The organism is Corynebacterium phoceense (assembly GCF_900092335.1).
Classification (GTDB): Bacteria; Actinomycetota; Actinomycetes; order Mycobacteriales; family Mycobacteriaceae; genus Corynebacterium; species Corynebacterium phoceense.
Genome location: NZ_LT596207.1, coordinates 56,266 through 81,075 on the forward strand (window position 1 = coordinate 56,266; position 24,810 = coordinate 81,075).

Consider the following 24,810-nt stretch of genomic DNA (forward strand, 5'->3'; position numbering starts at 1 on the left):
ATCCTCCCTTACCAGACGTAGGCGAGAACTTCTCCGCCTACGCCCTTCTCCTGAGCCTCACGGTCGGTGAGCAGACCCTGGGACGTGGAGATGATAGCCACGCCCAGGCCGCCCAGGACCTTCGGCAGATTGGTGGACTTTGCGTACACACGCAGGCCCGGCTTCGACACGCGACGCAGGCCCGACAGGGAGCGCTCACGGTTGTTGTACTTCAGCTCGAGCGAGAGCTCGCGGCCCTCGACGGTGTAATCAACGATGTAGCCTTCCTTCTTCAGGATCTCGGCGATGTTGGCCTTGATCTTGGAGGTCGGCATCGACACGGTGTCGTGGTGCGCGTGGTTTGCGTTGCGCACGCGCGACAGCATGTCGGCGATAGGATCAGTCATGGTCATGGTTAAGTGACCGTTACCTTTCTCGTTGCGGTTCCCGCGTAAGTGCGCATCGCGTTGACGCGACGCCACCCCGCGCCCTCAATAAAAAGGACGTGCGTTGTCCGTGTGATTTCGGGCCACTTATCGCCCCGGACGGTCAATACCGCCGGCGCTCGCTGCCCTTTGATGCATACACGGTCCGCCACGGCGGGGCGGTGGGCCTACAACAAAGTTGAAATGAAATTCTTGAATTTTGGTATCCCATAACGCCGTGAGCTGCGCAAACAGCACCCGGGCATGAGTCCAAGGGTTTACGTTACACGGCGACCTGGGTTTTTCCAAAATTCTCGCTGCTTGTCGGTAGACTGTGGCCATGACTCCCATCGCAACTGTCTCCCGTGCCAATCCAGTGGCCAACCGCTTCGACAACCCACGCATCGGCAACCGCGTCACCGCCGCAGCCGGCGTGGGCGGCGTGTACCACGCCATGGAAAAGGCCATCCCTAACCGCGCGCTCGTGCCGCTGCTGAAGATGAACCAGCACGGCGGCATCGACTGCCCCGGCTGCGCCTGGCCGGAGCCAGCGCAGGGCGATATCAACTTTGTCGAGTTCTGTGAGAACGGCGCGAAGGCCATCGCCCAGGAGACCACGCCCAAGCGCGTTACCCGCGAGTTCTTCGCGAACACCACCGTGCAGCAGATGCGCGAGATGACGGACTACGAGCTCGACCAGCTCGGCCGCCTCACTGAGCCCATGCTCTACGACCGCTCGCGCGGCGACGAGAAGTACCACCCGGTGAGCTGGGACGAGGCCTACGATCTCATCGCGGAGCAGCTCAAGGCGACGGATCCGGACCGCGCCATCTTCTACACCTCTGGCACCGCGGTCAACGAGTCCGCGTTTATCTTTGGCGTGCTGGGCCGCCGCCACGGCTCCAATAACCTGCCAGACTGCGCGAACCTCTGCCACGACTCCACGGGTGTGGCGCTCGCCAAGACCGTGGGCGTGGGCAAGGGCTCCATCGTCATGCAGGACATGTACAACACGGACCTCATCATCTCCGTAGGCCAGAACCCCGGCACGAACCACCCGCGTTCGCTTACTGCGTTTAAGAAGCAGAAGGAGAACGGCGGCAAGTTCATCACCATCAACCCCATGCCGGAAACGGGCCTCATGAAGTTCAAAGAGCCCCAGTCCGTTAAGGGCGCGATTGGCATCGCGGACAAGATCAGCGACGAATACGTGCAGGTCCGCCTCGACGGCGACCGCGCGCTGTTCCAGCAGATCAACCGCGAGGTCATCCGCCGCGACCTGCTTGACCGCAAGTTCCTCGACGAGTTCTGCTCGAATGTCGACGAGACCATCGCGCACCTTAACTCGCTTGACGATGCCACCCTCGAGCGCGGCTCCGGCGTCTCCCAGCGCGAGGTGAAGAAGATCGTCGACTACGTCGAGAAGGCAGAGACCGTCGTCCTCGCGTGGACGCTGGGTGTTACGCAGCACCGCAACGCCGTGGCCACCATCCAGGAGATGATGAACTTCCTGCTGCTCACGGGTAACTACGGCAAGCCGGGCGCCGGCTCCGCCCCGTTCCGTGGCCACTCCAACGTCCAGGGCGACCGCACCATGGGTATCTCTGAGAAGATGCCGGAGTGGTTCCTCGCCAACCTGGAAAAGGAGTTCGGCTTCGACGTCCCCCGCAAGCACGGCGTCTCCTCCACCGGCGCGGGCATGCAGCTGCGTGATAAGAACGTGGATTTTTTCATGTCGCTGGGCGGCAACTACATCCGCGCGATGTCGGACACCACGGCGCTCGAGGACGGCATGACCGCCACTAAGCTCTCGGCCCATATGCTGACGAAGCTCAACGGCACGTGCGCGTGGCCGGGCGAGAAGTCCCTCATCCTGCCGGTACGCTCCCGCACCGACGTGGACATCCAGGCCTCCGGCCCGCAGAAGGTTTCTGTCGAGGCCTCGGACTCCAAGGTCTCCGCGTCCTTCCCTAAGCGCCGCGCCAACCGCGACCTGGACCTCCACTCCGAGGTGCAGATCATCTGCAACGTCGGCGAGCGCACCTTCGGCGACGCCTTCTGGAAGCCCATGATGGACAATTACGACGTCATCCGTGACCACATCGCGAACGTCATCCCTGGCTTCGAAAACTACAACGAGCGCTTGAAGCGCCCCGGCGGCTTCATGCTCCCGCACGCGGCCCGCGAGCGTATCTTCAACACCTCGGACGGCAAGGCGCAGCTCACCATCAACGAGACCGACACTATCGAGCTCGAAGGCGACCAGTTGCTGCTTACCACCGTGCGCAGTCACGACCAGTACAACACCATCTCCTACGGTCTCGATGACCGCTACCGTGGTGTCCGCGGCGGCCGACGCGTTATCTTCATCCGCAAGGAAGACCTCATCCAGCGAGGCCTCAAGGACGGCGACATCGTCGACGTCGTCTCCGAGTACGAGTCCGGCCGACGCGTCGCGCCGAACTTCCGTCTGGTCGAGTACAACATCGCCAAGGATTGCGTGGGCGGCTACTTCCCGGAGCTCAACATCCTGGTTCCGGTCGAGCACATGGCCAAGGGCTCGGAGACCCCGGTCTCCAAGTCACTCGTGGTCCACCTCGAGCCGACCGGCCAGAACGCCAACAATCTCTAAGCCCGCCACCGCCTGAAAGTCCCGCCCCGAGCGGGACTTTCGCGGTCTTGGGCGGGTCCACGACTACAGTTGAGTTCATGACTGAAGACAAGGATCCCATCCAGACCGCCCACGAATGGCTTGAGGAAGCCGCCACCACGCTCGGTCTTGACCCCAAAGACGCCACCGCGCTCATCCGCGAGCTCCTCGACCTTACGAAGAACGTCGCCCACAACCGCTCGCGCCCGGCCGCGCCGCTCACCGCCTTCGTCGTGGGCCTGGCCAGCAAGGACGTCGGGGAAGCCCGCGCCAATATCGCCAAACTCAACGAGGCCGTGCAGTAGTGGCGGGCCGCGTAACCTCCAACTTCGCGGTGACCAAAGTGCGGCTCAACGAGGACCGCACCGAGGTCATCCAAGTCGACACCCGCGCTGATTCCGTCGCCGGCGAAGAGCCGCTGGAAATCCGCGTCGACGGCCAGACGCTCACCACGACCATGCGCACGCCGGGCCACGATATCGAGCTCGCTCACGGCTTCCTTCACTCCGAAGGACACATTCAGGCCGCCCGCGACATCGAGTCCGCCAAATACTGCGAGGGCGCCACGCGCGACGGCGTCAACACGTACAACCTGCTCGACGTCGAGATGCGCGACGACAACGTCATCTCGCTCAAAGACCTGCGTCTCACGCTCACCAGCTCCTCGTGCGGCGTGTGCGGCACCTCGTCCATCGAGGAGCTCGCCAAGAAAACCCGCTACCCCATCCCCCACATCCCGGTCGACCCGCTCGTCGTCGCACAGCTGCCTGACAAGCTACGCGAGGGACAGAAGCAGTTCCGCAAGACCGGCGGCATCCACGCTGCGGGCGCCTTCACGCTCGACGGCAAACGCGTGGTCATCCGCGAGGACGTGGGCCGCCATAACGCGGCGGACAAGGTCATCGGCCATCTGCTCATGGAAGGCCGCCTGCCCGCGGACGATCTCATCCTCGTCATGAGCTCCCGCGCCAGCTTCGAGCTCGTCCAGAAGGCCGCCATGGCCGGCTTCGGCATGCTCGTCGCTGTCTCCGCAGCGTCCTCGCTCGCCGTGGAGACCGCCCGCGAGACCGGCATGGCCCTCGTCGGCTTCGCGCGCGGCGACCGCTTCAACCTCTACTCCGGGGAGCTGAAGAAATGAGCCTCATCGATTTCCTCGTCGACGTCGAGCTCGACTCGCCACGCCCGGACTACCGCGCCCTGCTCATCGCGGTCCGCGGTGCCCAGGCGCCCACCACCGATGCCGCCACAGAGCCCTCGGCATTCCAGCCCCACGTCGCCGCGTGGCGCGCGGCCTGGCAGAACTTCGGCCTCGACCCCGCGCTCTTCGAGCTCGGCGCCCAGCCTTCCGATGCCCCCTTGGTCCCTCTCGGCACCGCGGTCGCCCGCCGCTTCGAGCTGCCAGTCACGGTATTCGCTCTCGACGGCTTCGAGGGCGCTGTGCGCGTCGACGTCGCCACGTCGACCGTCCGCGACGTAGCTGGCACCGCCGCACGTCGCTTCCGGCCGGAGCACCGCCTAGCCCCCACGGCGGAGACGACGGACGCGCTCTTCCTCCTCGAGGCGCTCGATCCACTCACAGACGACGATCTGCGTCTCGCGGGCGACGACATCCTCGACGCTCTACGCGCCGTGAACCCCGACGTCGAGGTCGCGCAGCGCATCCTTCGCACCGAATAGCCCCTAGTAGCTCCTAGTGTGTCTCGCGCACGTCGAGGAAGCCGCGCAACAACGCATTGCGGCGCTGGGTGCCGGCCTCGAAGGTCGCCTCGTCGTTGCCGTAGGCGGCATCGACCTGCGCGTAGACCTCATCGAGGTCCGACATGTCCGGCACACCCGCGACGAGCTCGGTGTCCCACGCGCCCGCGATGTGCTCAATGATGGACTTGATGCCGTCCGGGCCGCCGCCCAGGCGGTTAGACTCGAACGGTCCGGTCGCGGCGTAGCGCAAGCCCAGCGAATTGCGCACGATGGTGTCTAGGTCCTTGGCGTCAATAACACCCTGCTGCACGAGCGAGATGGCCTCCCACATGACCACCTTCTGGATGCGGTTGCCGACAAAGCCCGGGATTTCCTTCTTCAGCGCGCTGGGCTCGAAACCGAGCTCCGCGTAAACCTCCAGCGCCCGGTCGACGGTCTCTGGAGAAGTCGCAGGTCCCGGCACGACCTCGAGGACCGGCATGAGCGCCGGCGGCGTAAACGGATGCCCGATCACGATCCGGTCCGCGGCCGGATTCCCCTCCGCGATCCTCGACGGCAGGATGGCCGAGGTCGAGCTCGCCAAAACCGCCGTTTCCGTAAGCGATGCGAGCCGCGCGAAAATCTCGCGCTTGAACTCGAGCTTCTCTGGGCCCGCCTCCTGGACGAAGTCTACGCCGTGGAGAAGCGTACCGCGCCTCCGAATTCGTCTTTCACCGCGTCTGCGAGTTCTTCGCGCACGTCGGTCATGCGCACCTCCCACCCCGCGTCGACGAAGCGCCGCGCAAACGAGAAGCCAATCAGTCCGCCGCCTACTAACAATGCTGTGCTCATGAGCTCTAGTCTCGGTATGCCTCCGGGCCCTTGTTGAGCCAAGCATAGACGCCGCCGATGAGGAAGCCGCCGCCAATCACGTTGCCGATCCAGACGATGACCCAGTTGGTGAGTACCGCACCAATCGTAAAGTCAGCTGGGAACTCCGCCGCGCCAAAAAAGGTGAGGGTAACCAGGCAGAAGTTGGCAATGACGTGCTCGAGGCCCATGCCCACGAAGGCCGCGATGAGCGGGACGATGACGATGAACTTCGAGACGATCTCCTTGGCGAAAATGCCGCCCACGATCGACATGTTGACCACGAAGTTAGCAAGCATACCCTCGACGAGAAGGCCGCCTGGGTCCTTAGCAAGCTTGCCCTCCGTCAGCGTCACGATGAGGTGGTCGACAGGCATCGCACCGAGCTTGGCTGACAGGCCCATGCCCGCGGCGAAGATGATGCAGCCGACGAGGTTGAAGAAGGTGGTGACGACGATGAGCCAGAAGGCCTTGCCCCACGAGACCTGCTTATTCGCCGCGCCATAGATCATAAACATCATGTTGCCCGTCGCGAGATCCGCGCCGAGGATGATAATCGCGAACAGACCGAGGCCGAAAAGCCCGGCGAAGGCGACGGCGCCGAGGCCTAGGAAGTTGCCCTCCACCGCCTGCCCTACGACGCCGGCGAACGCAGTGCCGATAGTGAGGTACACGCCGGCGAGGATCGCGCGGACGCTAAAGCGCGCCGGCGACTCGGCGAGAAGTGTGGTTTTCTTCGTGACCGCGGCGGCCACAGAGTCATTGAGAGACATGCTCGTGTTAGTCCTTGCAGAGTTAAATGAGATGGACCCATATACTCTACCCCCAGACATGGCAAAACCCCAGCCTACAGTGCCGGAAAGGGGGCATCGGAAAGCTGGGGCGGGTAAGCGAAGCTTACTTGAACGGGAAGCCGAGCTCCTTGAGCAGGCGGCGGCCTTCCTCGTCCGTGGTGGCGGTGGTGACAACCGTGATGTCCATGCCGCGCGGGCGGTCGATGGAGTCGATGTCGATCTCGTAGAACATGGACTGCTCGGAGAGACCGAAGGTGTAGTTGCCACGGCCGTCGAACTGACGGTCAGACAGACCACGGAAGTCGCGAATACGCGGCAGCGCGATGGTCAGCAGGCGGTCCAAGAACTCCCACATGCGGTCGCCACGAAGGGTGACGCGGGCGCCGATGGGCATGCCTTCACGCAGCTTGAAGTTTGCGATGGACTTGCGTGCGCGGCGAACCTGCGGCTTCTGACCGGTGATCTTGGTCAGGTCATCGAGAGCGCCGTTGATCAGCTTGGAGTCGCGAGCAGCGTCGCCGACACCCATGTTGACGACGACCTTGACGACGCCCGGGATCTGCATGACGTTGTCGTACTTGAACTCCTCGTTGAGGGTGTTCTTGATTTCCTCGCGGTAGCGAGTCTTCAGACGCGGGGTGTAGTTCTCGCTCATGATTAGATGTCCTTCCCGTTGCTACGCGCGATACGGACCTTCTTGCCGTTCTCGTCGAAGCGGTAACCGACACGGGTCGGGTTACCCTCCGAGTCAACGATGGCAACGTTGGACACGTGGATCGGAGCTTCCTGCGTGACGACGCCGCCGGACTGTGCGCCGCGCTCGTCGGCAGAGTTGGCAACGTGCTTCTTGATGCGGTTGACGCCCTCAACGAGGACGCGCTCGCGGGCCGGGTAGGCCTCGATGACCTTGCCCTGAGCGCCCTTATCCGGACCGGAAATAACGACAACCATGTCGCCCTTATGGATCTTCATAAGTTAGATCACCTCCGGTGCGAGAGAAACGATCTTCATGAACTTCTTGTCGCGCAGCTCACGAGCAACCGGGCCAAAGATGCGGGTACCGCGGGGCTCGGAGTCGTTCTTGAGCAGAACGGCAGCGTTCTCGTCGAAGCGGATGTAGGAGCCGTCCGGACGACGGGTCTCCTTCTTTGCACGGACGATGACGGCCTTGACGACCTCACCCTCCTTGACGTTGCCACCGGGGGCAGCGTCCTTGACAGTCGCGACGATAACGTCGCCGATGCCAGCGAAGCGTCGGACAGAGCCGCCGAGAACGCGGATGCACAGAATCTCTCGTGCACCAGAGTTGTCGGCGACGCGCAGACGCGATTCTTGCTGAATCACTATGGGTCTCCTTGACCTGGATTAATGTGCGCCAAGATTTCCGTCCTTGACACACGCGGTCTACGTACATGCGGCTTGCGACTCTACAACGAACCTGCGCGGCGGGGCCGTGCTGTCGAGGGGTCTCGGGGCTGGCGGTTCGGAAATCAACCGCCGGTACCGAACGGCCACAAGCAACCTGAATATTCAACCATATCCACCCCACCTGGGCCAAATCCCCCGTTTATGTGTGCGAGCTGCAACAATGGAGCGCGTGACTGACACATCTCTTTCCGGTCTAGACCGGCTGCGCGCCGCCCTCGCGGCCTCGCCCCTGCCCGGCGCCGCGCCGTTGCTCCATCAGGTCGATGACTATATCGCGCCGCGCCTGGCTAACCTCGACGCTCCGCTGCTCGCCGTCGTGGGCGGCTCCACCGGCTCCGGCAAGTCCACGCTGGTCAACGGTGTGCTCCACGAAGAGGTAACGACGTCGGGCGTCATTCGACCGACGACGCGGCAGCCCTCGCTTATCGCGCATCCTTCGGACGCGGAGTACTTCGGCGCGTCGCACGTCCTGCCTGGGCTTGCGCGCGAGCACGGCGGGGCGAACCCACAGGCGACGACGTTGCGCATCGTGTCCACCGAGGCCGTGCCCGCGGGCCTCGCACTCATCGACGCGCCGGACTTCGACTCCATCGACGACACGAACCGCGCCCTCGCCTCGCAGCTCCTCGCCGCCGCGGACTTGTGGATCTTCGTGACGACGCCGGCGCGCTACGCCGATCACCTCGTGTGGCAGTTCCTCGAGGACGCCGCCGCCCGCGACATCAAGGTCGTCGTGGTCCTCAACCGCGTCGACGAGGACGCGCTCACCACCGTCCCCGCGGACCTGCAGCGTATGCTCGCCGAGCACAACCTCGGCGCCGAGTTCTTCGTCGTGCCGGACCAAGGCCCTCTCGAGGGCTTGCTGCCGGCCGCGCGCACGGCTGACCTGCGCGCATATCTCGAACGCTTGGCTGCCGATACCGCCGCGCGCCGCCAGCTGGCCGCCCGCACCGTCGCAGGCGCCCTGGCCAAGGTCGCAGCAGGCACAGAGACGCTCGCCGCGGAGCAGCAGTCTCGCACGGACTTCGCCGCGCTCATCGACGAGGTCGTCGCCGGGCACTACGCCGACGCCCGCGCCCACGTCGAGGAAGCCACCCGCGACGGCAACCTCTTGCGCACCGAGGTCCTCGCCCGCTGGCAGGACTTCGTGGGTACCTCGGATACTTNTCGGTGCCTCCTCGCCGCGCCGCCCCACCACGTCCGCGCCGCTCGCCGCCGTGTGGCACCCCGAGGGCTCCTCCGCGCTGCTCGATTGGCTCGACGTCGAAGACCGTCGCAACCGGCCCGGCGACTTCGCTCCCAAGGCCGGCCCACTCATCCTCCTCGACCTGCCGGACTTCGACTCCGTCGAAGCCTCCAACCGTGCGATCGCCACGCGCCTCGCGGGCCAGGTCGACGTCCTCGTCTGGGTCACGGACCCCGAAAAATACGCGGATAACATCATCCACGACGACTTTATCCGCCCGCACGCCTCGCACTCGGCGGTTACCCTCGCGGTCCTCAACAAGGCGGACAAGCTTGCCGATGCCGACGTCCCCACCGTCGCCGACTCCCTCACCGAGCTCCTGCGCGAGGACGGCCTCACCAAGGTCAAGGTCGTGCCCACCTCCGCGAAGACTGGCCTTGGCGTCGACGACCTGCGCACAGCCATCGCCAAGGTCGCCGCGGCCCACAACGCGCAGACCGTCCGCANAGGGCCTGCGCGCCTACGCCGCGGCCGCCGCGGACGGCCTCTCCCCCGCCTGGGCCAATGCCGTCGCCGACCGCGCGGAGTCCATCACCGATAAGCTTCCCGATGCCCTCGACCGCGCCGCCGCCCGCACCCGCCTGCCCGCACAGCCCTCGAAGCCTTGGGGCATCCTCACCTTCATCCAGTGGCTCGCACTCCTCGCTGCCCTCGTGGGCGTGCTGTGGTACCTCGCCGCGGCCTTCATCCCTGGCGCACTCACGCCGCTCCTCGGCGCAGACCTCACCCCGGAAATCGAGGGCTGGCCGTACCCCACACTGCTCATTCTGGGCGGCCTCCTCCTAGGCATCGTGTTGGGACTCATCTCGGCAGCCTTCGGCGGCGTCATCGGCGCCGGAGTCAAGGCCCGCACCCGGCGCGCCCTGCGCAAGGAAATCGCCGCAACCTCGCAGGAGCTCATCGTCGAACCGCTCACTGAACTGCGCTCGCGCTACGCCGCATTCCTCGACGACATCCACGCCGCCGCGCGCTAAACCCCCACACGACAACGAAGGGTCCAAAACTACCGGATTTCGGTTCCTTGATTGTCGCGAAAAACAGCAACGCCGCCCAGCGCATGCTGGACGGCGAGGAAGCTAGCCTGGGTTAGGCGGGGGCATCGGCAGGCTCGGGTTTCGGGTCAACCGTAGCGAGCGGGTCACCGAAGTCGATGGTCTCGCCCGCCCTGTAGGCAGGGAGCACCGGGCCGGTCTTCTTCGAGTTGGACACGACGACCGGAGTGGTCACCGGGTAGCCGGCGGCCTTGATGGCCTCGATGTCGAACTCGCACAGGACGTCGCCGGCCTTGACCTCGTCGCCCTTCTCCACGTGCGGGGTGAAGTGCTCGCCCTTGAGGTTCACGGTGTCGAAACCGATGTGCATGAGGATGTCCACGTTCTTGCCCGCGGCGTCCTTGCCGCGCACGGCGTAGGCGTGGCCAGAGGGGAACGTGACGGTCACCTTGCCGTCGATGGGCGCGACGAGCGTGCCCACGGTCGGCTCCACGGCGGCACCGGCGCCGAGCTTGCCCGCGGCAAACATCGGGTCAGACACGGAAGACAGCGCGATGGCTGTGCCGGACAGCGGCGAGGCGATGCGGAAAGCGTTCGGATCGGCGACAGCCGACGGGGCGGCACCGTCGGCGGCAGCGGCCGGGACGTCGGTCGCGTCAGGATCAATGGTGCCATTGCGGGAGATAAGCACGCGGCCATACGCAAAGGTTGCGCCAAAGGACACCACGAGGGAAAGCACGCAGCACAGCAGGAACTGGCCGTAGTCCTCCGGACGGATGGACACGACGCCGATGAAGCCTGCGGCACCGAGCGCGGTGGCCTTGACGTCGAGGATGGCGATCATCATGGAGGCAATAGCGGAAGCCCCCATGCCGATGTAGAACGGCCAGCGCAGGCGCAGGTTCACACCGAAGATAGCGGGCTCAGTAATACCGAAGAGGGCGGAGATACCGGACGCGCCGGCCAGGCCCTTCATCTTGTCAGACTTGGTCAGGAAGTAGATGGCCAGAGCTGCGCCACCCATGGCGATATTGGCCATGGACGCCGTCGGGAAGACGAAGGAACCGCCCTCGTTCCACAGCATCGTCTCGATCGGCGGGAAGGACTGGTGCAGACCCGTGATCACGATCGGCGAGTAGACGAGACCGAAGAGGAAGCCGGCCACAGGACCCGCGAACTCGTAGAGGTTCGCCAAGCCCAGTCCCAGCCAGTCGCCCGCGGTACGCAGGAATGGGCCGATGAGCACAAACGTGATGAAGCCCGTGACCAACAGCGTGAGCAGCGGGGTGAGCATGAAGTCCACGGTGCCCTTGAGGCGCTTGTGGAGCCACTTCTCGATGGTCGCGAGGATCCAGGAAATAACGAGCGTCGGGAGAATGGAACCCTGGTAGCCGGCCTGCGCGACGTCGAGGCCGAAGATGTGCCAGTACGGCATCTCGCCGGCCTCGATGGTCGCAGCCACGTTGTAACCGTTGACGAGGTCCGGCATAACCATGGCCATCGCCATACCCGCGCCGAGGAACTCGTTGCCGCCAAAGCGCTTCGTTGCGGTAAAGCCCACGAGGACGGGCAGGAACGCGAACGGCGCGGAGGCCAGCAGGTTAATAAGGCCGGCAACATCTGCGAGCGCCGGGTACATCTCGATGACGGACTGATCGCCGAACAAACCTGCCTGGGACAGGACGTTGTTCAGGGCCATCAACAGACCGCCACCAAGCAGGATCGGGATGAGCGGCACGAAGATATCGGCCAGCACCTTCACGGCACGCGAGAAGCGGTTGCCCGAGTCCGCCGCGATGTCCTTGAGGTTATCCGTCGACACGGCGATGTCCTTGGACGTCGCCTTGTTGATTTCGTCGAACACGACGTTGACGTCGCCCGGGCCGACGATGACCTGGAACATGCCACCAGCCTCGAAAATGCCCTTGAGGTCAGGGTCGTTGTCGAGGGCTTGCTTGTCGATTTTCTTCTCGTCTTTGATGACGGTGCGCAGGCGGGTGGCGCAGTGCGCCATCGCCACGATATTGTCCTCGCCGCCCAGCGCGGTGAGGATGCGCGCGGCTACTTCTTTATGGTCCATGGAGCTTCCTTACTTCTTGACCATGTCTAATGTGAGACAAAGCAAAAGCTTTCTTCTCTATTAGACCTGACACTCCGGGCATAAATCCAACTACTCGGGCGTGAGATTGACCTCTTTCACCTTGGAAATATCGTGCTTTATACGCGGCGCCAGCCGTCCCAGACTGCACCGCCCGGCGCGAAGACGGGCACGGCGAAGGCCGCCTGACCGTCGCCACCGAAGATTTCCACGGCGCAGCCGTCAGCGCTGAGGACGAGCTCGCCCGCGCCGCACTCGGCCGTGCGCGTGTCCCACTCCCCCGGCACGACCGCCGCGCCTGCCGATGCCGCCTCCTCCGGCGTCACCGACAGCGCCGCCGTCCCAGGCTCCACGGCATCGCCCGCGAAACGCGGGCGGGCGACGGTGAGCTGCGCGCCGTCCCAGTCGACGCGCAGGCACACCTCGCCCGCGGCGGTGAGCTCGTACGTGCCAGGCTCGCGGGTCGTGAACGAGCCCGGAATGTCCCACATAGGCTCCTGGTAGAGCGCGCCGTCGCGCAGCGTCACCTGGCGCGGGACAGTGAGTGTGTGGACCCAGCCCTCGGCCTCGACGGTAGGCGTGGCGTCGCGGGCCGGCATTCCCATCCACCCGACGAGCACCGCGCCCTCGTCATACGCGATGAGCTGCGGCGCATAGAAATTGTGGCCGTGGTCAAGGATGCGGTAGCCCTCGGTCACCGTGAACGTCGTGCCCTCGAGGTGGCCCACGATGTAACCACACTCGTCGCGGCCCGGGAACTGCGGACACAACACAAGAACATGCGACGTGGCACCGGTGGCGGCATCGGAAAGCTCGAGGAGATTGGGGCATTCCCACATGTAGGCGTCTGGGACGTCGCCCACGAAGGTGACCTCGCCCTCGAAGTCCCAGTGCGCGAGGTCGGTGGAGCGGTACATGACGAGCGCGCCGGTCTCATCCTCGCGCTGCGCGCCGAGGACCATGCGCCAGCGGCCGTCGGCCTCGCGGACAATCTGGGGGTCGCGGAAGTGACCGGTGAAACCGGGTTCGGTATCGGGGATCACTGGGTTGTTGGGGTCGAGCTCGTAGAAGCCGCCCTCGGGGCCCAGGTCGGTGACGCGAACGCGGTTCTGGCTGGGAATGCGACGGCCGTCGACTTTGAGGTTGCCCGTGTAAAAGAGCCAGAGGTCGTCGCCGTCGCGCACGGCGCCGCCGGAGTAACAGCCGTGCGCGTCATAGGGATGATCGGGGTACAACACATTAGGAAAGTGGCGCGGGCGCTCCGGGCGCGTGAGGCTCACCACGGTGTGTGCCCAGCCTGTGCGCTTGGGCGCGTGGGGATAGCCGGGGTCGTGCTGGTAGTAGAGGTGGAGGTCCGCGCCGTCGACGAACATGCCGTTCGGATCGTTGAGGCGGCCAGCGAGCGGGGATACATGAAAGTGAGGGCGGTAACTCATACGCTCCGATAGTATTTAATTTTATGAAGATTCACGTCTGCGGCGAGGGTCTCGTTGATCTCGTTCCCGTCGCGCCCGGTCCCCTGCACGACCTCACGCCGGCTCTGGGTGGCGGCCCGTTTAACGTTGCCATTGCGGCCGCGCGCCAAGGCGCCGACGTCGCTTTCCAGTCGCGCTTGTCCACGGACGGCTTTGGCAACACGCTCGTGGCGCGCCTGCGCGACGAAGGCGTGGATACCACCTACGTCCAGCGCGGCGAGGAACCCACGACCCTCGCGGTGACGTCCCTGGCAGGCGACCGCTCCGCCTCCTACACCTTCTACATCGAGGGCACCGCGGACCGCCTCGTCGAGCCAGTCTATGCTCCGGCGGATATCGCGTGCTTCGGCACCGTCTCGCTCGCACTGGAGCCGGGCGCCTCGCGCTACGCGGAGCTGCTCAAGCAGTTCTCGCGCCGCGGCACCATGGTCGCGCTCGACCCGAATATCCGCCCTTTCTACGCCACGGACGAACACCGCGCATTCTTGAAGAGCCTCTTCCCGTTCGTCACGCTGCTCAAGCTCAGCGACGACGAGGTGAACTTCCTCGGCGAGGACGCGCTCAAGCACGTGCCCGTCGTCGTCACGACGCTGGGCGGCGACGGCCTTGCAGTGAAGACCTCGCGCGCCGAGGTCCACGTCCCGCCCGTACGCACGAATGTGGCGGACACCATCGGCGCGGGCGATACCATCATGGGCACGCTCCTGGCCGAGATCACCCGTCGCGAGCTGCGCGCCCCGGACCTTCAGGAACTCACAGTCGCTGAGTGGCGCGACATCCTGACGTTTGCCGCGGGCGCAGCCTCCGTGACTGTCTCGCGCCGCGGTGCCAACCCGCCCACGCGCGCGGAGGTACAGCAGAAGATCGCCGCCGCGCGTTAGACGTCCCACGGGCAGCGCGCGGGCGTAAAATAAACCCACTCGTCTCGCGCTTCGCGCCCGTCCCCCGGAGTCTCCCATGCCGTACCCCACCGACCCCCACCGCAGGTCCGGTGACGGCCGCGGCACCCGTCGCGACACNCGACGCGCCCGCCCCGACTCAGCCCGCACCCCGCGCCGGCAGCCGGTCCGCGTATTCCGCGCGTCGCCCTCATCTTAGGACTCGTCCTCATCGTGCTGCTCGCGCTCACGTTCTTCGCGCTGCGGCATCAGGAACCGGAAGCCCCTGCAGCACTGAGCGAAGCCCCCACGACGACCGTGGAGGCGCCAACCATCGAGCAGGCCGCCGCAGTGGAGATGTATATCCCCGCCATCAACGTCCGCGCGCAATTCGACGAGGGCGCGTGCCGCACGAAGGACAACGCGCTCGACCCAGCATCGCTCGACAAGGCCTGCACCTACACCGCCGCGGACCGGCCGTACTCGCTGCCGGGGACGGACGCACCGGACATCGTGGTCATCGCCGGTCACACCGCCGCGGGTGTGCCCGCCGTGTTTAATAATCTCTACGACGGCACCCGTAACGAGCACAAGGTCCACGAGGGCGACAAGCTCTACGTGCGTACCGCAGCCTCCGGCGAGAAGTGGCTCATGTACTCCGCCACGGACTTCCACGACCCGGTCAAAGAAGGCCTCGCGGATGACCCGGACGTGTGGGGCACCGGGCCCATGCCGGGCCGGCTGCTCACCATCAGCTGCATCCAGCCGGCGAATCTCCTCGAGGCGTCGGTGAAGAACGCCGTCGTCGGTTGGTCCTACGAGGGCGTCATTGACGGTGCAGACGCTTCGAACGGCGCCGGGCCCGCAGCCCCCGCGTCAGCCTAAGCCGCACCGAATCACCCGCACGGGCGAAAACTCCCAGGAAATCCGCGCGACGCCGCCGCGCACTGCCATGCACAGGAGGAACGCCGACCCGACCATCCCCGCCACGCGCGGGGATTTTTCCTGCCGCGACACGCCGAAAGCAATGCACACAGTTGCTTATTTCTGAGATTAGTGTTTCCCATGTTGCTGTTGTGACATAAGGAACGGCAGCTTTGACTACAGTCTTTTTCTTCCACAGTCCCTTCTTTTTCACAGGAGTAAACATGAAGCGTCTCGGCACTTCCCTGGCTGCTGTCGCCATGTCCGGCGTCATCGCCTTCGCAGCCGCCCCTACTGCCCTTGCGTCTGACATGCCGTCGGCCGCAGACATGCAGCCCACCGTCACCCCGCAGGTCCTGGGCCAGACCCCGGCCACCCCGGTCGTTCCGACCAAGCTCGAGTGCGCGCCGACGCCGCCGAAGGCTGAGACCTCCGACAAGGCACAGTCCTACGTGCTCACGGGCAACAAGGTTGTCTACCTGCACGGCTCCGGCGAATGGGTCGACACCGCCGAGCGCGCCGCCTCCGAGATGCCGCTCAACAACGTGGAGCTCACCCGCTCCGGCGAGATCAAGAAGCTCATCGAGGAAGATCAGAACTGCTACCGCGAGAAGGGCTACGAGGTCCCGGGCGTCCCGGTCGTCGAGAAGAAGTCCGAGCGCTCTGGCGGCAACTTCGACGCCGGCGAGATCGCGGGCAAGGTCCTCCCGCCGCTGCTCGTCATCGGCGGCATCACCTGGTATCTCAACCAGGACGGCTCCACCTACGTCCAGGACAAGTCCCGCAAGGACTCTACCCCGACCGAGGAAGAAATCCGTATCTCCAAGGACCTGAAGAAGGGCCACATCAAGGAGATCCAGGAGCAGTCTGGCCAGCCCGTCACCCCGACCCCAGACACCCAGGGCCAGGTCCCGTCCGGCGAGCGCGGCATGAACGCTGAGACCGGCTCCAACACCGCAGCACGCGCCCTCTTCGCGCTGCTCGTGTTCTCTGTCTTCGGCGCGGCTGCCTTCGTCGCACGCCGTAAGTTCGCCTAGGACACAACGAGAACAGGCCGCCACCCCTCGGGGTGGCGGCCTTTCGCGTTTTAGTCCGGCGAGCCCGTCATGACGACGCGCTGCTCAGCCTCGTCCCACGTGAACTGCACTTCGTTAAGCCCGCTGGGCGCGGCATTTGAATCGCCCTCGCGGACGTAGACGTAGCCCACGGAGATGGAGTCATCGCTCGTCTGCGTGATCCTGGGCGCGAACCCGCGTGGCTCCTGCGTCGCGGTGCCGAGGTACTCGCCCTTGTGGAAGAGCATGACGTGGTACGGCGAAGAAGAAGTGCCGCCCACGATAGGGACCACGATGTAGGACAGTGCCAGGCACGGATCGAAGTCGTCCGTGTAGGCGTACTCGGCATCCCACTCCCAGCCGTTGTACTTCTCCAACGTGCCGATATTCTCCGCCACAGCCTGCTCCCCCGTGACCGGCGCACAGGAGGGGGCCTCGGTGGGTGGGGTGTCAGGCAGCGGTTGGTCAGCAGTAGGCTGCGCGATGCTGGAGGGAGCCTGCGGGGCCGCGGAGGGGGCATCGGAAAGCTGGGGGCTTTGGGTCACCGTCACGGTGGTGGGCTCTGAGGAGCCCGCGGAGCAGGCCGTGAGCGCCGCAGCGGTGAGGATCACGGGGAGCAATAGGGTGCGGGACATGGGGCCCACTATAGCGAAACGCCCCAACACCAGGGGTGCTGGGGCGTTTACCGTGGGGCTAGTTTACTTAGCCTTCTCCACGATCTCGACGAGACGGTAGTGCTTATCTTTGGAGATAGGCGCAGTCTCGGCGATGAGAACGCGGTCGCCGATGCCGGCGGTCTCGTTCTCGTCATGCGCCTTAACCTTCTTGTTAGAACGCATGATCTTGCCGTACAAGGCGTGCTGCTTGCGGTCTTCGAGCTCGACGACAATGGTCTTGTTCATCTTGTCGGAAACCACGATGCCGGTGCGGGTCTTGCGCGCACCGCGCTCCTTCTTCTCGTTCACGTTTGCCTCACTCATGATTTAAGCCTCAGCTCCCGGAACAACGGACAGGCCCAGCTCGCGCTCGCGAAGAACGGTGTAGATGCGGGCGATGTCGCGCTTAACAGTGCCGATGCGCTGGTTGTTGGTCAGCTGGCCAGTGGCCTTCTGGAAACGAAGGTTGAACAGCTCTTCCTTCGCGTCCTTGAGGCGGGTCTCCAGCTCAGCATTGTCGAGCTCACGGAACTCGTGCGCGGGGGTACCGGTTGCCATTAGAACTGGTCCTCCTTCTTGATGATGCGGACCTTGCAGGGAAGCTTCTGAGCCGCACGGCGCAGAGCCTCGATAGCAACTTCCTCGGTCGGGTAGGACATCTCGAAGAGGACGCGGCCCGGCTTAACGTTGGCGACCCACTTCTCAACCGGGCCCTTACCGGAACCCATACGCACGCCGAGCGGCTTCTGGGTCAACGGACGGTCCGGGAAAATGTTGATCCACACCTTGCCACCACGCTTGACGTGGCGGTTGATGGCAATACGTGCGGCCTCAATCTGACGGTTGGTGATGTATGCCGGCTCGAGAGCCTGGATGGCGTAGTCACCGAAAGCGATGCGGTTACCGCCCTTGGACACACCCGTACGAGTCGGGCGGTGCTGGCGGCGGTACTTAACGCGCTTAGGAATCAGCATGGATTAGCCCTCCTGCTTCTGCTGTGCGCGCTGACGGCGCTGGCCACCACGGCGCGGGCGACCGTTGCGGTCGCCGCGGCCACGGCCAGCAGCCGGAGCGTTCAAATCGGACTCCTTGACGCCGCCGATGACGTCACCCTTGTAGATCCACACCTTGACGCCAATGCGGCCGAACGTGGTGTGAGCCTCTGCGGTGCCGTAATCGATCTCTGCGCGCAGGGTGTGCAGCGGAACGCGACCCTCGTGGTAGCGCTCGTTGCGGGACATCTCGGCGCCGCCCAGACGACCGGACAGGAGCACCTTGATGCCCTTGACCTGCGGCTGGCGCATAGCGGACTGGATGGCCTTACGCATGGCACGACGGAAAGCAACGCGGTTGACCAGCTGCTCAGCGATGGACTGAGCAACGAGGGTCGCGTTGGCGTCGACCTGCTTGACCTCGAGAATGTTGAGGGCAACCATCTTGCCGGTGAGCTTCTCGAGCTCGCGGCGGATGCGGTCGGCCTCAGCGCCACGGCGGCCAATCACGATGCCCGGGCGGGCGGTGTGAATGTCGACGCGAACGCGGTCGCGGGTGCGCTCGATGACGACGTCGGCGATGCCGGCGCGGTCGAGGCCCTTCTCGAGGTACTGACGGATCTTGATGTCCTCAGCCACGTAGTTGGCGTAGTCCTTGTCGGCGAACCAGTGGGTCTTCCACTCGGTGGAGATACCCAGACGGAGGCCGTGAGGATGGATTTTCTGGCCCATTACTTGGCACCTTCCTTCTGGCTTTCGACAACCACGGTGATGTGGCTGGTGCGCTTGCGGATCATGAACGCGCGACCCTGTGCGCGGGGCTGGAAACGACGCATGGTCGGGCCCTCGTTGGCGTAAGCCTCGGAGATAACGAGCGTGCGCGGATCCAGACCGAAGTTGTTCTCAGCGTTGGCGGCCGCGGAAGCGACAACCTTGGCCACCGGCTTAGCGGCGTCCTGCGGAGCGTACTTCAGGATGGCAAGTGCCTCTGCTACTGACTTACCGCGAACCAGATCGATGACGCGGCGTGCCTTCATCGGGGTGACGCGGACGTAGCGGGCCGTTGCGGATGCGGAGGTGATGGTGTCACTCATCGCTTATCGACGTCCCTTCGTGTCGGCCTTGACGTGACCCTTAAAGGTCTTGGTTGGTGCGAACTCACCGAGCTTGTGACCGACCATGGAGTCCTCGATGAACACCGGCACGTGCTTGCGACCGTCGTGGACGGCGAAAGTGTGGCCAATGAAATCGGGGAGAATGGTCGAGCGGCGAGACCAGGTCTTGATGACCTGCTTGGTGCCGGCCTCGTTCTGAGCATCCACCTTGTTGAGGAGGTGCTCATCGACGAACGGGCCCTTCTTAAGGCTGCGTGGCATTGTTTACCTCCTCTTAGCGCTTCTTGTTCGGGCGACGACGGCGCACGATCATGTTGTTCGAGTAACGGTTCGGGTTGCGGGTGCGACCCTCCTTGTGACCCCACGGGGACACCGGGTGGCGACCACCGGAGGTCTTACCCTCACCACCACCGTGCGGGTGGTCGACCGGGTTCATAACGACACCACGGACGGTCGGGCGAACGCCCTTCCAGCGCATACGGCCAGCCTTGCCCCAGCGGATGTTCATCTGGTCAGCGTTGCCGACCTCACCCACGGTGGCGCGGCAACGGATGTCGACGCGGCGGATTTCAGAAGACGGCATACGCAGGATGGCGTACTTGCCTTCCTTACCCAGCAGCTGGATGGAGGCACCAGCAGAGCGGGCCAGCTTAGCGCCAGCGCCCGGCTTGAGCTCGACTGCGTGGATCGTGGTACCAGTCGGGATGTTGCGCAGCGGCAGGTTGTTGCCCACCTTGATATCTGCGTTAGCGCCCGACTCGACGATGGTGCCCTGCGTCAGGCCCTTGGGGGCGATGATGTAGCGCTTCTCACCGTCACGGTAGTGCAGCAGTGCAATGTTGGCGGTACGGTTCGGGTCGTACTCGATGTGAGCGACCTTGGCCGGGATACCGTCCTTGTCCGAACGACGGAAGTCGATCAGACGGTAACGGCGCTTGTGGCCACCGCCGATGTGGCGGGTGGTGATGCGACCGTAGTTGTTGCGGCCACCGGTCTTAGACAGGGGACGCAGCAGGGACTTCTCCGGGGTCGAGCGAGTGATCTCCTCGAACTGGGAGACGGAGCTCTGGCGGCGACCCGGGGTTGTCGGCTTGTACTTACGAATAGCCATAGTTTTTCCTTTACCTCGACCTTCTCTTACGCTTGAGCGCCAAAGATGTCGATAGCGTCGCTGCCTTCACGCAGAGTCACGTAGGCGCGCTTGGTGGACTTACGCTGGCCGAAACCGGTGCGGGTGCGCTTGCGCTTGCCGGCACGGTTTGCGGTGTTCACGGAGTCGACCTCAACGCCGAAGATCTGCTCGATGGCATCCTTGATCTGGGTCTTGTTGGAGTCCGGGTTGACGAAGAACGTGTAAGTGTTCTGCTCCATCAGACCGTAGGACTTCTCGGAGACGACCGGTGCGAGTATGATGTCGCGCGGGTTAGCGATCTTAGCCATTAGTTCTCCTCCTCTGCTTTCTTGTCAGCGCCAGTTGCGCGGGTGACGAAGGTGTGCAGAGCCTCAACGGAGAACACCACGTCGTCCGAGTTGAGGACGTCGTAGGTGTTGAGCTGGCCAGCGTCCAGGATGTGGACGTTGGGCAGGTTGTTGGCGCTGCGGCGAGCGGTCACGTCTTCACGGCCGAGGACCAGTAGCACGTTCTTGTTCGAGGAGATGCGCTCGATGAAAGCCTTAGCAGACTTGGTCGAGGGCGTCTGGCCCGGAACGAGCTCTTCGACGACGTGGATGCGCTCGTTGCGTGCACGGTCAGACAGGGCACCGAAGAGGGCCTGCTTGATCATGCGCTTCGGGGTGCGCTGGGCGTAGTCGCGCGGAACCGGGCCGTGGGAGATGCCGCCACCGGTGTAGTGCGGTGCGCGGATCGAGCCCTGGCGTGCGCGGCCGGTGCCCTTCTGGCGGAACGGCTTACGGCCACCACCGCGGACCTCGCCGCGGGTCTTGGCCTTGTGGGTGCCCTGGCGTGCTGCTGCAAGCTGAGCGTTGACAACCTGGTGCATCAAAGCGATGGATGCCTCGGTGTCAAAGATCTCGGCCGGCAGATCAACGGAGCCGTTGGTCTTACCGTCAGCGGTCAGGACGTCTAGCTTGAGGTTGCTCATGCGTGTGCACCGCCCTTCACTGCGGTCTTAACGGTGACGAGGCCGCCGCGCGCACCCGGGATAGCACCCTTGATGAGCAGCAGGTTGGACTCGGCATCGATCTTCTGAATCTTCAGGTTCTGGGTCGTGACGCGGTCACGGCCCATGCGGCCTGCCATGCGGGTGCCCTTGAAGACACGTGCCGGGGTAGCGCAGGCGCCGATACCGCCAACGCGACGGTGAGCAGCCTGGTTACCGTGGGCAGCGCCCTGGCCGGCAAAGCCGTGGCGCTTCATGGCGCCGGCGTAGCCGTGACCCTTGGTCGTGCCGGTGACGTCGACGAAGGTGATGCCCTCGAAGATGTCAGCCTTAACTTCCTGGCCGACCTCGTATGCAGAGGTGTCGTCCATGCGGATCTCGGCGACGTGGCGGCGCGGGGTCACGCCAGCCTTCTTGAAGTGGCCCGTGCCCGGCTTGTTGACCTTGCGCGGGGCGATTTCGCCAAAGGCGATCTGGATGGCGTTGTAGCCATCGGTTTCAACGGTACGAATCTGGGTAACGACGCACGGCCCAGCCTCGACGACGGTGACCGGCACAACGCGGTTGTCCTCGTCGAAGACCTGGGTCATGCCGAGCTTCGTGCCCAGAATGCCCTTGATCTCGTTTTCACTCATTGTTAGTTCTCCACCAATTAGTTCTCTAGTCGAACGCTACTGAATGTTGACGTCGACGCTTGCCGGAAGGTCGATGCGCATAAGGGCATCAACGGTCTTCGGAGTCGGGTCGAGAATGTCGATGAGGCGCTTGTGAGTGCGCATCTCGAAGTGCTCGCGAGAGTCCTTGTACTTGTGCGGAGAACGAATAACGGCGTATACGTTCTTTTCGGTGGGGAGCGGCACCGGGCCGACAACACGAGCACCCGTACGGGTGACGGTCTCGACAATCTTCTTTGCAGAAGCGTCAATTGCCTCGTGGTCGTAGGCCTTCAGCCGAATGCGGATTTTTTGTCCCGCCACGCTTATCCTCTTCCTCGCTTCCCCACATTCACATTCCCGGCGTATCCGGGGCGTGAAGCGGTGGGAAATTGCTTCTCGATTTCTCTATAACGTTGTCCAGACAAGGTCCAGGCTCAACGCCAGTGGTTGATTTAAATCCATGATGACCACAAGATGCGAGCCGGCTCAATAACCAGTCGCAGTGCTTATGACGGGGTACAAGACCCGAATGTCAATCACATAGGAAGGGATTGGGGCGTGAAACGCTTAAATCCATTCGTATACTGCCGCTGTTTATTTGCCATGCCCCTTCTCTGGTTCTGCCTCTCGGGGTGTGCCACTACTTAAGTCGCGGGCCTTACCCGATAAACAGACCTTCTCGTTGCCGTTGATTCCGAAGGAAATCCCGCTACAACTGCAAAGGCGTCATGTTCGCCCTACCAGCGTCAATGCCCAACCTAACGCGCGAGCTCGCTCGCGCCTGGCTTGCATTGCCCTGTTAAAGCAACCCCTGTATTTAAGCACGTCGCGCCACATAAGACAAACCTCTGCCAGCAAAGTGCCGAAAATCACGTTTAAGCATCAACCTGCGGCAACGTCGCGCGACCGCCCCCACGGAAAGCGCGTTTCGCACTACGGTAGATACCACGCGCCCGGCGGCCCCGGGCCTATCCTTATATATAAAGCATTCGCACGTTAAGAAAGGGCACCACACCATGGCCGAGAACACCACGCCGGAAGCCACGCAGAGCACCGAGCCCGCCACCACCGAGCAGCACGTCAATAAGAATCTCGAGACCGAGTTCGGCACCACGACCATCGAGACCACGGTCGTCTCCAAGATCGCCGGTATTGCCGCCCGCGAGGTCTCCGGCGTGGCAGCCCTCGGTGGCGGCGGCGCCCGCATGATGGGCTCCATTCGCGAGTCCTTCGGCGGCACTGAGGACGTCCGCCAGGGCGTCGACGTCGAGGTCGCGAACGGCGCGGCCACCGTCGCCGTCGCCATCATCGCGGAGTACGGCGTCGCCATCCACGAGCTCGCGGAGGCCATCCGTCGCAATATCATGACCGCCATCGAGCGCATGACGGGCCTGGAGGTCAATCGCGTGGACGTCACCGTCCACGACGTGCGCCTGCCCAAGGAGGCCGAGCCTGCCGATGCCCCCTCCACCGCCGTCGAGCCCCAAGCCTAAGCCCGCATGGCGGAACGCTTCCTTTTATCCCTCGAGCAGGCACGCGACCTGGTCACCGCGCTGCGCGCGGTGCCCGGCGTCGCAGATTTGGCGCCGGGGCGCTACGGAGAGGTGGCGCTGCTCTTTCCGGGCGAGCGTATTCCGGGCCTGCGGTTCCTGAGTCCGAAGGACGACACACAGATCGAGACGCACGTGGTCGCCGCCTTCGACGGCCCACCGCTCACGGAGCTTGGCCCCGCCGTCCAGGCTGCGGCTCGCCGCGCCGTTCCGGAACTCACGCGCCTCGACGTCGTCATCGCCGACGTTGCCGCGCCCGATAAGCACACGACACGATAGAAAACACAGTAAAGAAAGGCCTCCGATGAAGAACTACACCACGCTGGGCATCGTGGCAGGCATCGCGCTCGCGTTCCTGGCCTACTTCGGCGGGTGGCAGCTTCTGCTCCTCTCCGTCGTGCTGGCCGTCGTGGGCGGGCTCGCCGGCGCCCACTTCGATGGCAAGCTCAACGTGCTGGATCTGTGGAACCAGATGATTGGCAAGGGTCGCGGATAATGACGCATGCCTCGCCCTCCCCCGGCGCGTGGACGAATGTCACGCCGGAGACCATCACACCGGGACTCAACGCGGCGGCCGCCGCTGCTCCCGGAGGCATCAATGCTGATGACGCCGTCTCGGCACCCGCCATCATGGACACGGCCCACCATCACGGCTCCAACCGGCTCGGCCTGCGCACGATGGAATATATCGTGTCGGCCGCTATCGCGCGCGTTCCCGGCACCGCCAAGGTCTCGGGCACGTGGAAGAAGATCGGCGGACAGAACTTTCCGCGCATGGCCATCCAGATGGACCCGGACACGTGGACCGTGGCCATCGACGTCGCCATCGCCACCGTATGGCCCTCGCCTGTCACCGACATTGCCGCGCGCGTACGCTCCGCCATCGCAGAGGAAGTCGTCGCCATGAGTGGCTTCCAGCCCACTCGCGTCAACGTCATCGTCGGGCACACCATCCCGGGCGAGCGCGTCACCGCAGAAAACGTCGCCGCGCACGTGACGAAGCAACCGTGGCATCCCGAGGCCGCACCTTCGCGCATCGCCTCGCCCGCGATACCCGAGCCGCGTCCACTGCGCCCGACCACCACGACGAACACGGTGCATATCGTCTCGCCGGACACTCCCACAGCACCTGCCGTGCGCTCGCCCGAAGCGACACCGGACTTCGTGCCGCTCCCGGTCGAGGTCGCCGCGCACTCCGCCGCGTCTGCGCCGCTCCGCGCGGTCTCCACC

32 protein-coding genes are annotated in these 24,810 nt (G+C 64.3%); 11 read left to right on the forward strand and 21 right to left on the reverse strand.

Features of this window, described 5'->3' with window-relative positions; all coding sequences use genetic code 11:
• Positions 1–8 precede the first annotated feature (8 nt).
• The gene (rpsH, locus tag BN9444_RS00315) at positions 9–392 is read right to left on the reverse strand and encodes a 30S ribosomal protein S8 (RefSeq protein WP_066489007.1); all 384 of its coding nucleotides are present in this window, start codon (positions 390–392) and stop codon (positions 9–11) included.
• 352 nt (positions 393–744) lie between these two features.
• Here rpsH and BN9444_RS00320 point away from each other — a divergent pair, with 352 nt between their 5' ends.
• The 4 genes from BN9444_RS00320 (at position 745) to BN9444_RS00335 (ending at position 4,731) form a co-directional block, all read left to right on the forward strand.
• Positions 745–3,036 carry an FdhF/YdeP family oxidoreductase gene (locus BN9444_RS00320; protein ID WP_068801233.1) on the forward strand — a complete coding sequence of 764 codons (2,292 nt, stop codon included), beginning with the start codon at positions 745–747 and terminating at the stop codon, positions 3,034–3,036.
• Positions 3,037–3,113: 77 nt separating this feature from the next.
• Positions 3,114–3,359 carry a DUF6457 domain-containing protein gene (locus tag BN9444_RS00325; protein ID WP_066513056.1) on the forward strand — a complete coding sequence of 82 codons (246 nt, stop codon included), beginning with the start codon at positions 3,114–3,116 and terminating at the stop codon, positions 3,357–3,359.
• Positions 3,359–4,192, forward strand: coding sequence for a formate dehydrogenase accessory sulfurtransferase FdhD (gene fdhD / locus BN9444_RS00330; RefSeq protein WP_066513058.1), 834 nt, complete (start codon positions 3,359–3,361; stop codon positions 4,190–4,192). The genes BN9444_RS00325 and fdhD overlap by 1 nt, the downstream gene beginning before the upstream one ends.
• Positions 4,189–4,731 carry a hypothetical protein gene (locus BN9444_RS00335; protein WP_068801234.1) on the forward strand — a complete coding sequence of 181 codons (543 nt, stop codon included), beginning with the start codon at positions 4,189–4,191 and terminating at the stop codon, positions 4,729–4,731. Before fdhD ends, BN9444_RS00335 begins: the two co-directional genes overlap by 4 nt.
• 13 nt (positions 4,732–4,744) lie before the next feature.
• Here BN9444_RS00335 and BN9444_RS00340 read toward each other — a convergent pair whose 3' ends face one another.
• From BN9444_RS00340 to BN9444_RS00380, 8 genes are all read right to left on the reverse strand, one after another.
• On the reverse strand, positions 4,745–5,455 hold the full coding sequence (locus tag BN9444_RS00340) for a 3-hydroxyacyl-CoA dehydrogenase NAD-binding domain-containing protein (RefSeq protein WP_231732357.1): 711 nt from the start codon (positions 5,453–5,455) through the stop codon (positions 4,745–4,747).
• Entirely contained in the window at positions 5,422–5,583 is a 162-nt protein-coding gene (locus BN9444_RS14920) for a 3-hydroxyacyl-CoA dehydrogenase NAD-binding domain-containing protein (RefSeq protein WP_230383983.1), read from the reverse strand. Before BN9444_RS14920 ends, BN9444_RS00340 begins: the two co-directional genes overlap by 34 nt.
• Before the next feature lie 5 nt (positions 5,584–5,588).
• On the reverse strand, positions 5,589–6,374 hold the full coding sequence (locus tag BN9444_RS00345) for a formate/nitrite transporter family protein (protein ID WP_068801235.1): 786 nt from the start codon (positions 6,372–6,374) through the stop codon (positions 5,589–5,591).
• 124 nt (positions 6,375–6,498) lie between these two features.
• Positions 6,499–7,050, reverse strand: coding sequence for a 50S ribosomal protein L5 (gene rplE, locus BN9444_RS00350; protein WP_066489028.1), 552 nt, complete (start codon positions 7,048–7,050; stop codon positions 6,499–6,501).
• 2 nt (positions 7,051–7,052) lie between these two features.
• On the reverse strand, positions 7,053–7,367 hold the full coding sequence (rplX, locus tag BN9444_RS00355; protein WP_066489030.1) for a 50S ribosomal protein L24: 315 nt from the start codon (positions 7,365–7,367) through the stop codon (positions 7,053–7,055).
• 3 nt (positions 7,368–7,370) lie between these two features.
• Positions 7,371–7,739, reverse strand: coding sequence for a 50S ribosomal protein L14 (rplN, locus tag BN9444_RS00360; protein ID WP_066489032.1), 369 nt, complete (start codon positions 7,737–7,739; stop codon positions 7,371–7,373).
• A 2,416-nt stretch (positions 7,740–10,155) separates the two neighbouring features.
• Entirely contained in the window at positions 10,156–12,141 is a 1,986-nt protein-coding gene (locus BN9444_RS00375) for a sucrose-specific PTS transporter subunit IIBC (protein ID WP_066489041.1), read from the reverse strand.
• A 137-nt stretch (positions 12,142–12,278) separates the two neighbouring features.
• A complete protein-coding gene (locus BN9444_RS00380; protein WP_068801237.1) occupies positions 12,279–13,595 on the reverse strand; it encodes a glycoside hydrolase family 32 protein in 1,317 nt (438 codons plus the stop codon).
• Positions 13,596–13,618: 23 nt separating this feature from the next.
• Here BN9444_RS00380 and BN9444_RS00385 point away from each other — a divergent pair, with 23 nt between their 5' ends.
• The 3 genes from BN9444_RS00385 (at position 13,619) to BN9444_RS00395 (ending at position 16,473) form a co-directional block, all read left to right on the forward strand.
• A complete protein-coding gene (locus BN9444_RS00385) occupies positions 13,619–14,515 on the forward strand; it encodes a carbohydrate kinase family protein (RefSeq protein ID WP_066489052.1) in 897 nt (298 codons plus the stop codon).
• 231 nt (positions 14,516–14,746) lie between these two features.
• A complete protein-coding gene (locus tag BN9444_RS00390; RefSeq protein ID WP_233423525.1) occupies positions 14,747–15,397 on the forward strand; it encodes a sortase family protein in 651 nt (216 codons plus the stop codon).
• A gap of 263 nt (positions 15,398–15,660) precedes the next feature.
• Positions 15,661–16,473 (forward strand): hypothetical protein, encoded by an 813-nt coding sequence (locus tag BN9444_RS00395; RefSeq protein ID WP_068801238.1) that lies wholly within the window; start codon positions 15,661–15,663, stop codon positions 16,471–16,473.
• Positions 16,474–16,523: 50 nt separating this feature from the next.
• Here BN9444_RS00395 and BN9444_RS00400 read toward each other — a convergent pair whose 3' ends face one another.
• The 12 genes from BN9444_RS00400 to rpsJ all read right to left on the reverse strand — a co-directional run bounded on the left by BN9444_RS00400 (position 16,524) and on the right by rpsJ (position 22,351).
• Positions 16,524–17,126, reverse strand: a complete 603-nt coding sequence (locus tag BN9444_RS00400) for an LppP/LprE family lipoprotein (RefSeq protein WP_066489058.1) — start codon at positions 17,124–17,126, stop codon at positions 16,524–16,526.
• 63 nt (positions 17,127–17,189) lie between these two features.
• On the reverse strand, positions 17,190–17,471 hold the full coding sequence (rpsQ, locus tag BN9444_RS00405; protein ID WP_066489059.1) for a 30S ribosomal protein S17: 282 nt from the start codon (positions 17,469–17,471) through the stop codon (positions 17,190–17,192).
• Between the two features lie 3 nt (positions 17,472–17,474).
• Positions 17,475–17,705, reverse strand: a complete 231-nt coding sequence (gene rpmC, locus BN9444_RS00410) for a 50S ribosomal protein L29 (RefSeq protein ID WP_066489061.1) — start codon at positions 17,703–17,705, stop codon at positions 17,475–17,477.
• Complete coding sequence (gene rplP, locus BN9444_RS00415; RefSeq protein WP_066489064.1) at positions 17,705–18,121, reverse strand: 50S ribosomal protein L16; 417 nt, start codon at positions 18,119–18,121, stop codon at positions 17,705–17,707. Before rplP ends, rpmC begins: the two co-directional genes overlap by 1 nt.
• Before the next feature lie 3 nt (positions 18,122–18,124).
• Complete coding sequence (gene rpsC / locus BN9444_RS00420; protein ID WP_066489069.1) at positions 18,125–18,871, reverse strand: 30S ribosomal protein S3; 747 nt, start codon at positions 18,869–18,871, stop codon at positions 18,125–18,127.
• Complete coding sequence (gene rplV, locus BN9444_RS00425; protein ID WP_066489072.1) at positions 18,871–19,233, reverse strand: 50S ribosomal protein L22; 363 nt, start codon at positions 19,231–19,233, stop codon at positions 18,871–18,873. The genes rpsC and rplV overlap by 1 nt, the downstream gene beginning before the upstream one ends.
• 3 nt (positions 19,234–19,236) lie before the next feature.
• On the reverse strand, positions 19,237–19,515 hold the full coding sequence (gene rpsS, locus BN9444_RS00430) for a 30S ribosomal protein S19 (protein ID WP_066489082.1): 279 nt from the start codon (positions 19,513–19,515) through the stop codon (positions 19,237–19,239).
• A 13-nt stretch (positions 19,516–19,528) separates the two neighbouring features.
• Positions 19,529–20,365, reverse strand: a complete 837-nt coding sequence (gene rplB / locus BN9444_RS00435) for a 50S ribosomal protein L2 (RefSeq protein ID WP_066489085.1) — start codon at positions 20,363–20,365, stop codon at positions 19,529–19,531.
• 26 nt (positions 20,366–20,391) lie between these two features.
• The gene (gene rplW, locus BN9444_RS00440) at positions 20,392–20,694 is read right to left on the reverse strand and encodes a 50S ribosomal protein L23 (protein WP_066489088.1); all 303 of its coding nucleotides are present in this window, start codon (positions 20,692–20,694) and stop codon (positions 20,392–20,394) included.
• On the reverse strand, positions 20,694–21,356 hold the full coding sequence (rplD, locus tag BN9444_RS00445) for a 50S ribosomal protein L4 (RefSeq protein WP_066489091.1): 663 nt from the start codon (positions 21,354–21,356) through the stop codon (positions 20,694–20,696). Before rplD ends, rplW begins: the two co-directional genes overlap by 1 nt.
• Complete coding sequence (gene rplC, locus BN9444_RS00450) at positions 21,353–22,009, reverse strand: 50S ribosomal protein L3 (protein ID WP_066489092.1); 657 nt, start codon at positions 22,007–22,009, stop codon at positions 21,353–21,355. Before rplC ends, rplD begins: the two co-directional genes overlap by 4 nt.
• A gap of 36 nt (positions 22,010–22,045) precedes the next feature.
• Positions 22,046–22,351 (reverse strand): 30S ribosomal protein S10, encoded by a 306-nt coding sequence (gene rpsJ, locus BN9444_RS00455; RefSeq protein ID WP_003848085.1) that lies wholly within the window; start codon positions 22,349–22,351, stop codon positions 22,046–22,048.
• Positions 22,352–23,046: 695 nt separating this feature from the next.
• Here rpsJ and BN9444_RS00460 point away from each other — a divergent pair.
• The 4 genes from BN9444_RS00460 to BN9444_RS00475 all read left to right on the forward strand — a co-directional run.
• A complete protein-coding gene (locus BN9444_RS00460) occupies positions 23,047–23,523 on the forward strand; it encodes an Asp23/Gls24 family envelope stress response protein (protein WP_066489094.1) in 477 nt (158 codons plus the stop codon).
• A gap of 6 nt (positions 23,524–23,529) precedes the next feature.
• Positions 23,530–23,859, forward strand: coding sequence for a hypothetical protein (locus tag BN9444_RS00465; protein ID WP_066489096.1), 330 nt, complete (start codon positions 23,530–23,532; stop codon positions 23,857–23,859).
• 25 nt (positions 23,860–23,884) lie between these two features.
• Positions 23,885–24,076, forward strand: coding sequence for a hypothetical protein (locus BN9444_RS00470; protein ID WP_066489099.1), 192 nt, complete (start codon positions 23,885–23,887; stop codon positions 24,074–24,076).
• Positions 24,076–24,810 (forward strand): Asp23/Gls24 family envelope stress response protein (locus BN9444_RS00475; protein WP_141681476.1); only part of this gene is annotated, 735 nt, incomplete at its 3' end. The genes BN9444_RS00470 and BN9444_RS00475, both read left to right, overlap by 1 nt.

Coding starts and splice junctions, on each gene's coding strand:
- rpsH (WP_066489007.1), bottom strand. CDS start 392: ATGACCATGACTGATCCTATCGCCGACATGCTGTCGCGCGTGCGCAAC.
- BN9444_RS00320 (WP_068801233.1), top strand. CDS start 745: ATGACTCCCATCGCAACTGTCTCCCGTGCCAATCCAGTGGCCAACCGC.
- BN9444_RS00325 (WP_066513056.1), top strand. CDS start 3,114: ATGACTGAAGACAAGGATCCCATCCAGACCGCCCACGAATGGCTTGAG.
- BN9444_RS00335 (WP_068801234.1), top strand. CDS start 4,189: ATGAGCCTCATCGATTTCCTCGTCGACGTCGAGCTCGACTCGCCACGC.
- BN9444_RS14920 (WP_230383983.1), bottom strand. CDS start 5,583: ATGAGCACAGCATTGTTAGTAGGCGGCGGACTGATTGGCTTCTCGTTT.
- BN9444_RS00345 (WP_068801235.1), bottom strand. CDS start 6,374: ATGTCTCTCAATGACTCTGTGGCCGCCGCGGTCACGAAGAAAACCACA.
- rplE (WP_066489028.1), bottom strand. CDS start 7,050: ATGAGCGAGAACTACACCCCGCGTCTGAAGACTCGCTACCGCGAGGAA.
- rplX (WP_066489030.1), bottom strand. CDS start 7,367: ATGAAGATCCATAAGGGCGACATGGTTGTCGTTATTTCCGGTCCGGAT.
- BN9444_RS00375 (WP_066489041.1), bottom strand. CDS start 12,141: ATGGACCATAAAGAAGTAGCCGCGCGCATCCTCACCGCGCTGGGCGGC.
- BN9444_RS00380 (WP_068801237.1), bottom strand. CDS start 13,595: ATGAGTTACCGCCCTCACTTTCATGTATCCCCGCTCGCTGGCCGCCTC.
- BN9444_RS00385 (WP_066489052.1), top strand. CDS start 13,619: ATGAAGATTCACGTCTGCGGCGAGGGTCTCGTTGATCTCGTTCCCGTC.
- BN9444_RS00395 (WP_068801238.1), top strand. CDS start 15,661: ATGAAGCGTCTCGGCACTTCCCTGGCTGCTGTCGCCATGTCCGGCGTC.
- BN9444_RS00400 (WP_066489058.1), bottom strand. CDS start 17,126: ATGTCCCGCACCCTATTGCTCCCCGTGATCCTCACCGCTGCGGCGCTC.
- rpsQ (WP_066489059.1), bottom strand. CDS start 17,471: ATGAGTGAGGCAAACGTGAACGAGAAGAAGGAGCGCGGTGCGCGCAAG.
- rpmC (WP_066489061.1), bottom strand. CDS start 17,705: ATGGCAACCGGTACCCCCGCGCACGAGTTCCGTGAGCTCGACAATGCT.
- rplP (WP_066489064.1), bottom strand. CDS start 18,121: ATGCTGATTCCTAAGCGCGTTAAGTACCGCCGCCAGCACCGCCCGACT.
- rpsC (WP_066489069.1), bottom strand. CDS start 18,871: ATGGGCCAGAAAATCCATCCTCACGGCCTCCGTCTGGGTATCTCCACC.
- rplV (WP_066489072.1), bottom strand. CDS start 19,233: ATGAGTGACACCATCACCTCCGCATCCGCAACGGCCCGCTACGTCCGC.
- rpsS (WP_066489082.1), bottom strand. CDS start 19,515: ATGCCACGCAGCCTTAAGAAGGGCCCGTTCGTCGATGAGCACCTCCTC.
- rplB (WP_066489085.1), bottom strand. CDS start 20,365: ATGGCTATTCGTAAGTACAAGCCGACAACCCCGGGTCGCCGCCAGAGC.
- rplW (WP_066489088.1), bottom strand. CDS start 20,694: ATGGCTAAGATCGCTAACCCGCGCGACATCATACTCGCACCGGTCGTC.
- rplD (WP_066489091.1), bottom strand. CDS start 21,356: ATGAGCAACCTCAAGCTAGACGTCCTGACCGCTGACGGTAAGACCAAC.
- rplC (WP_066489092.1), bottom strand. CDS start 22,009: ATGAGTGAAAACGAGATCAAGGGCATTCTGGGCACGAAGCTCGGCATG.
- BN9444_RS00460 (WP_066489094.1), top strand. CDS start 23,047: ATGGCCGAGAACACCACGCCGGAAGCCACGCAGAGCACCGAGCCCGCC.
- BN9444_RS00465 (WP_066489096.1), top strand. CDS start 23,530: ATGGCGGAACGCTTCCTTTTATCCCTCGAGCAGGCACGCGACCTGGTC.
- BN9444_RS00470 (WP_066489099.1), top strand. CDS start 23,885: ATGAAGAACTACACCACGCTGGGCATCGTGGCAGGCATCGCGCTCGCG.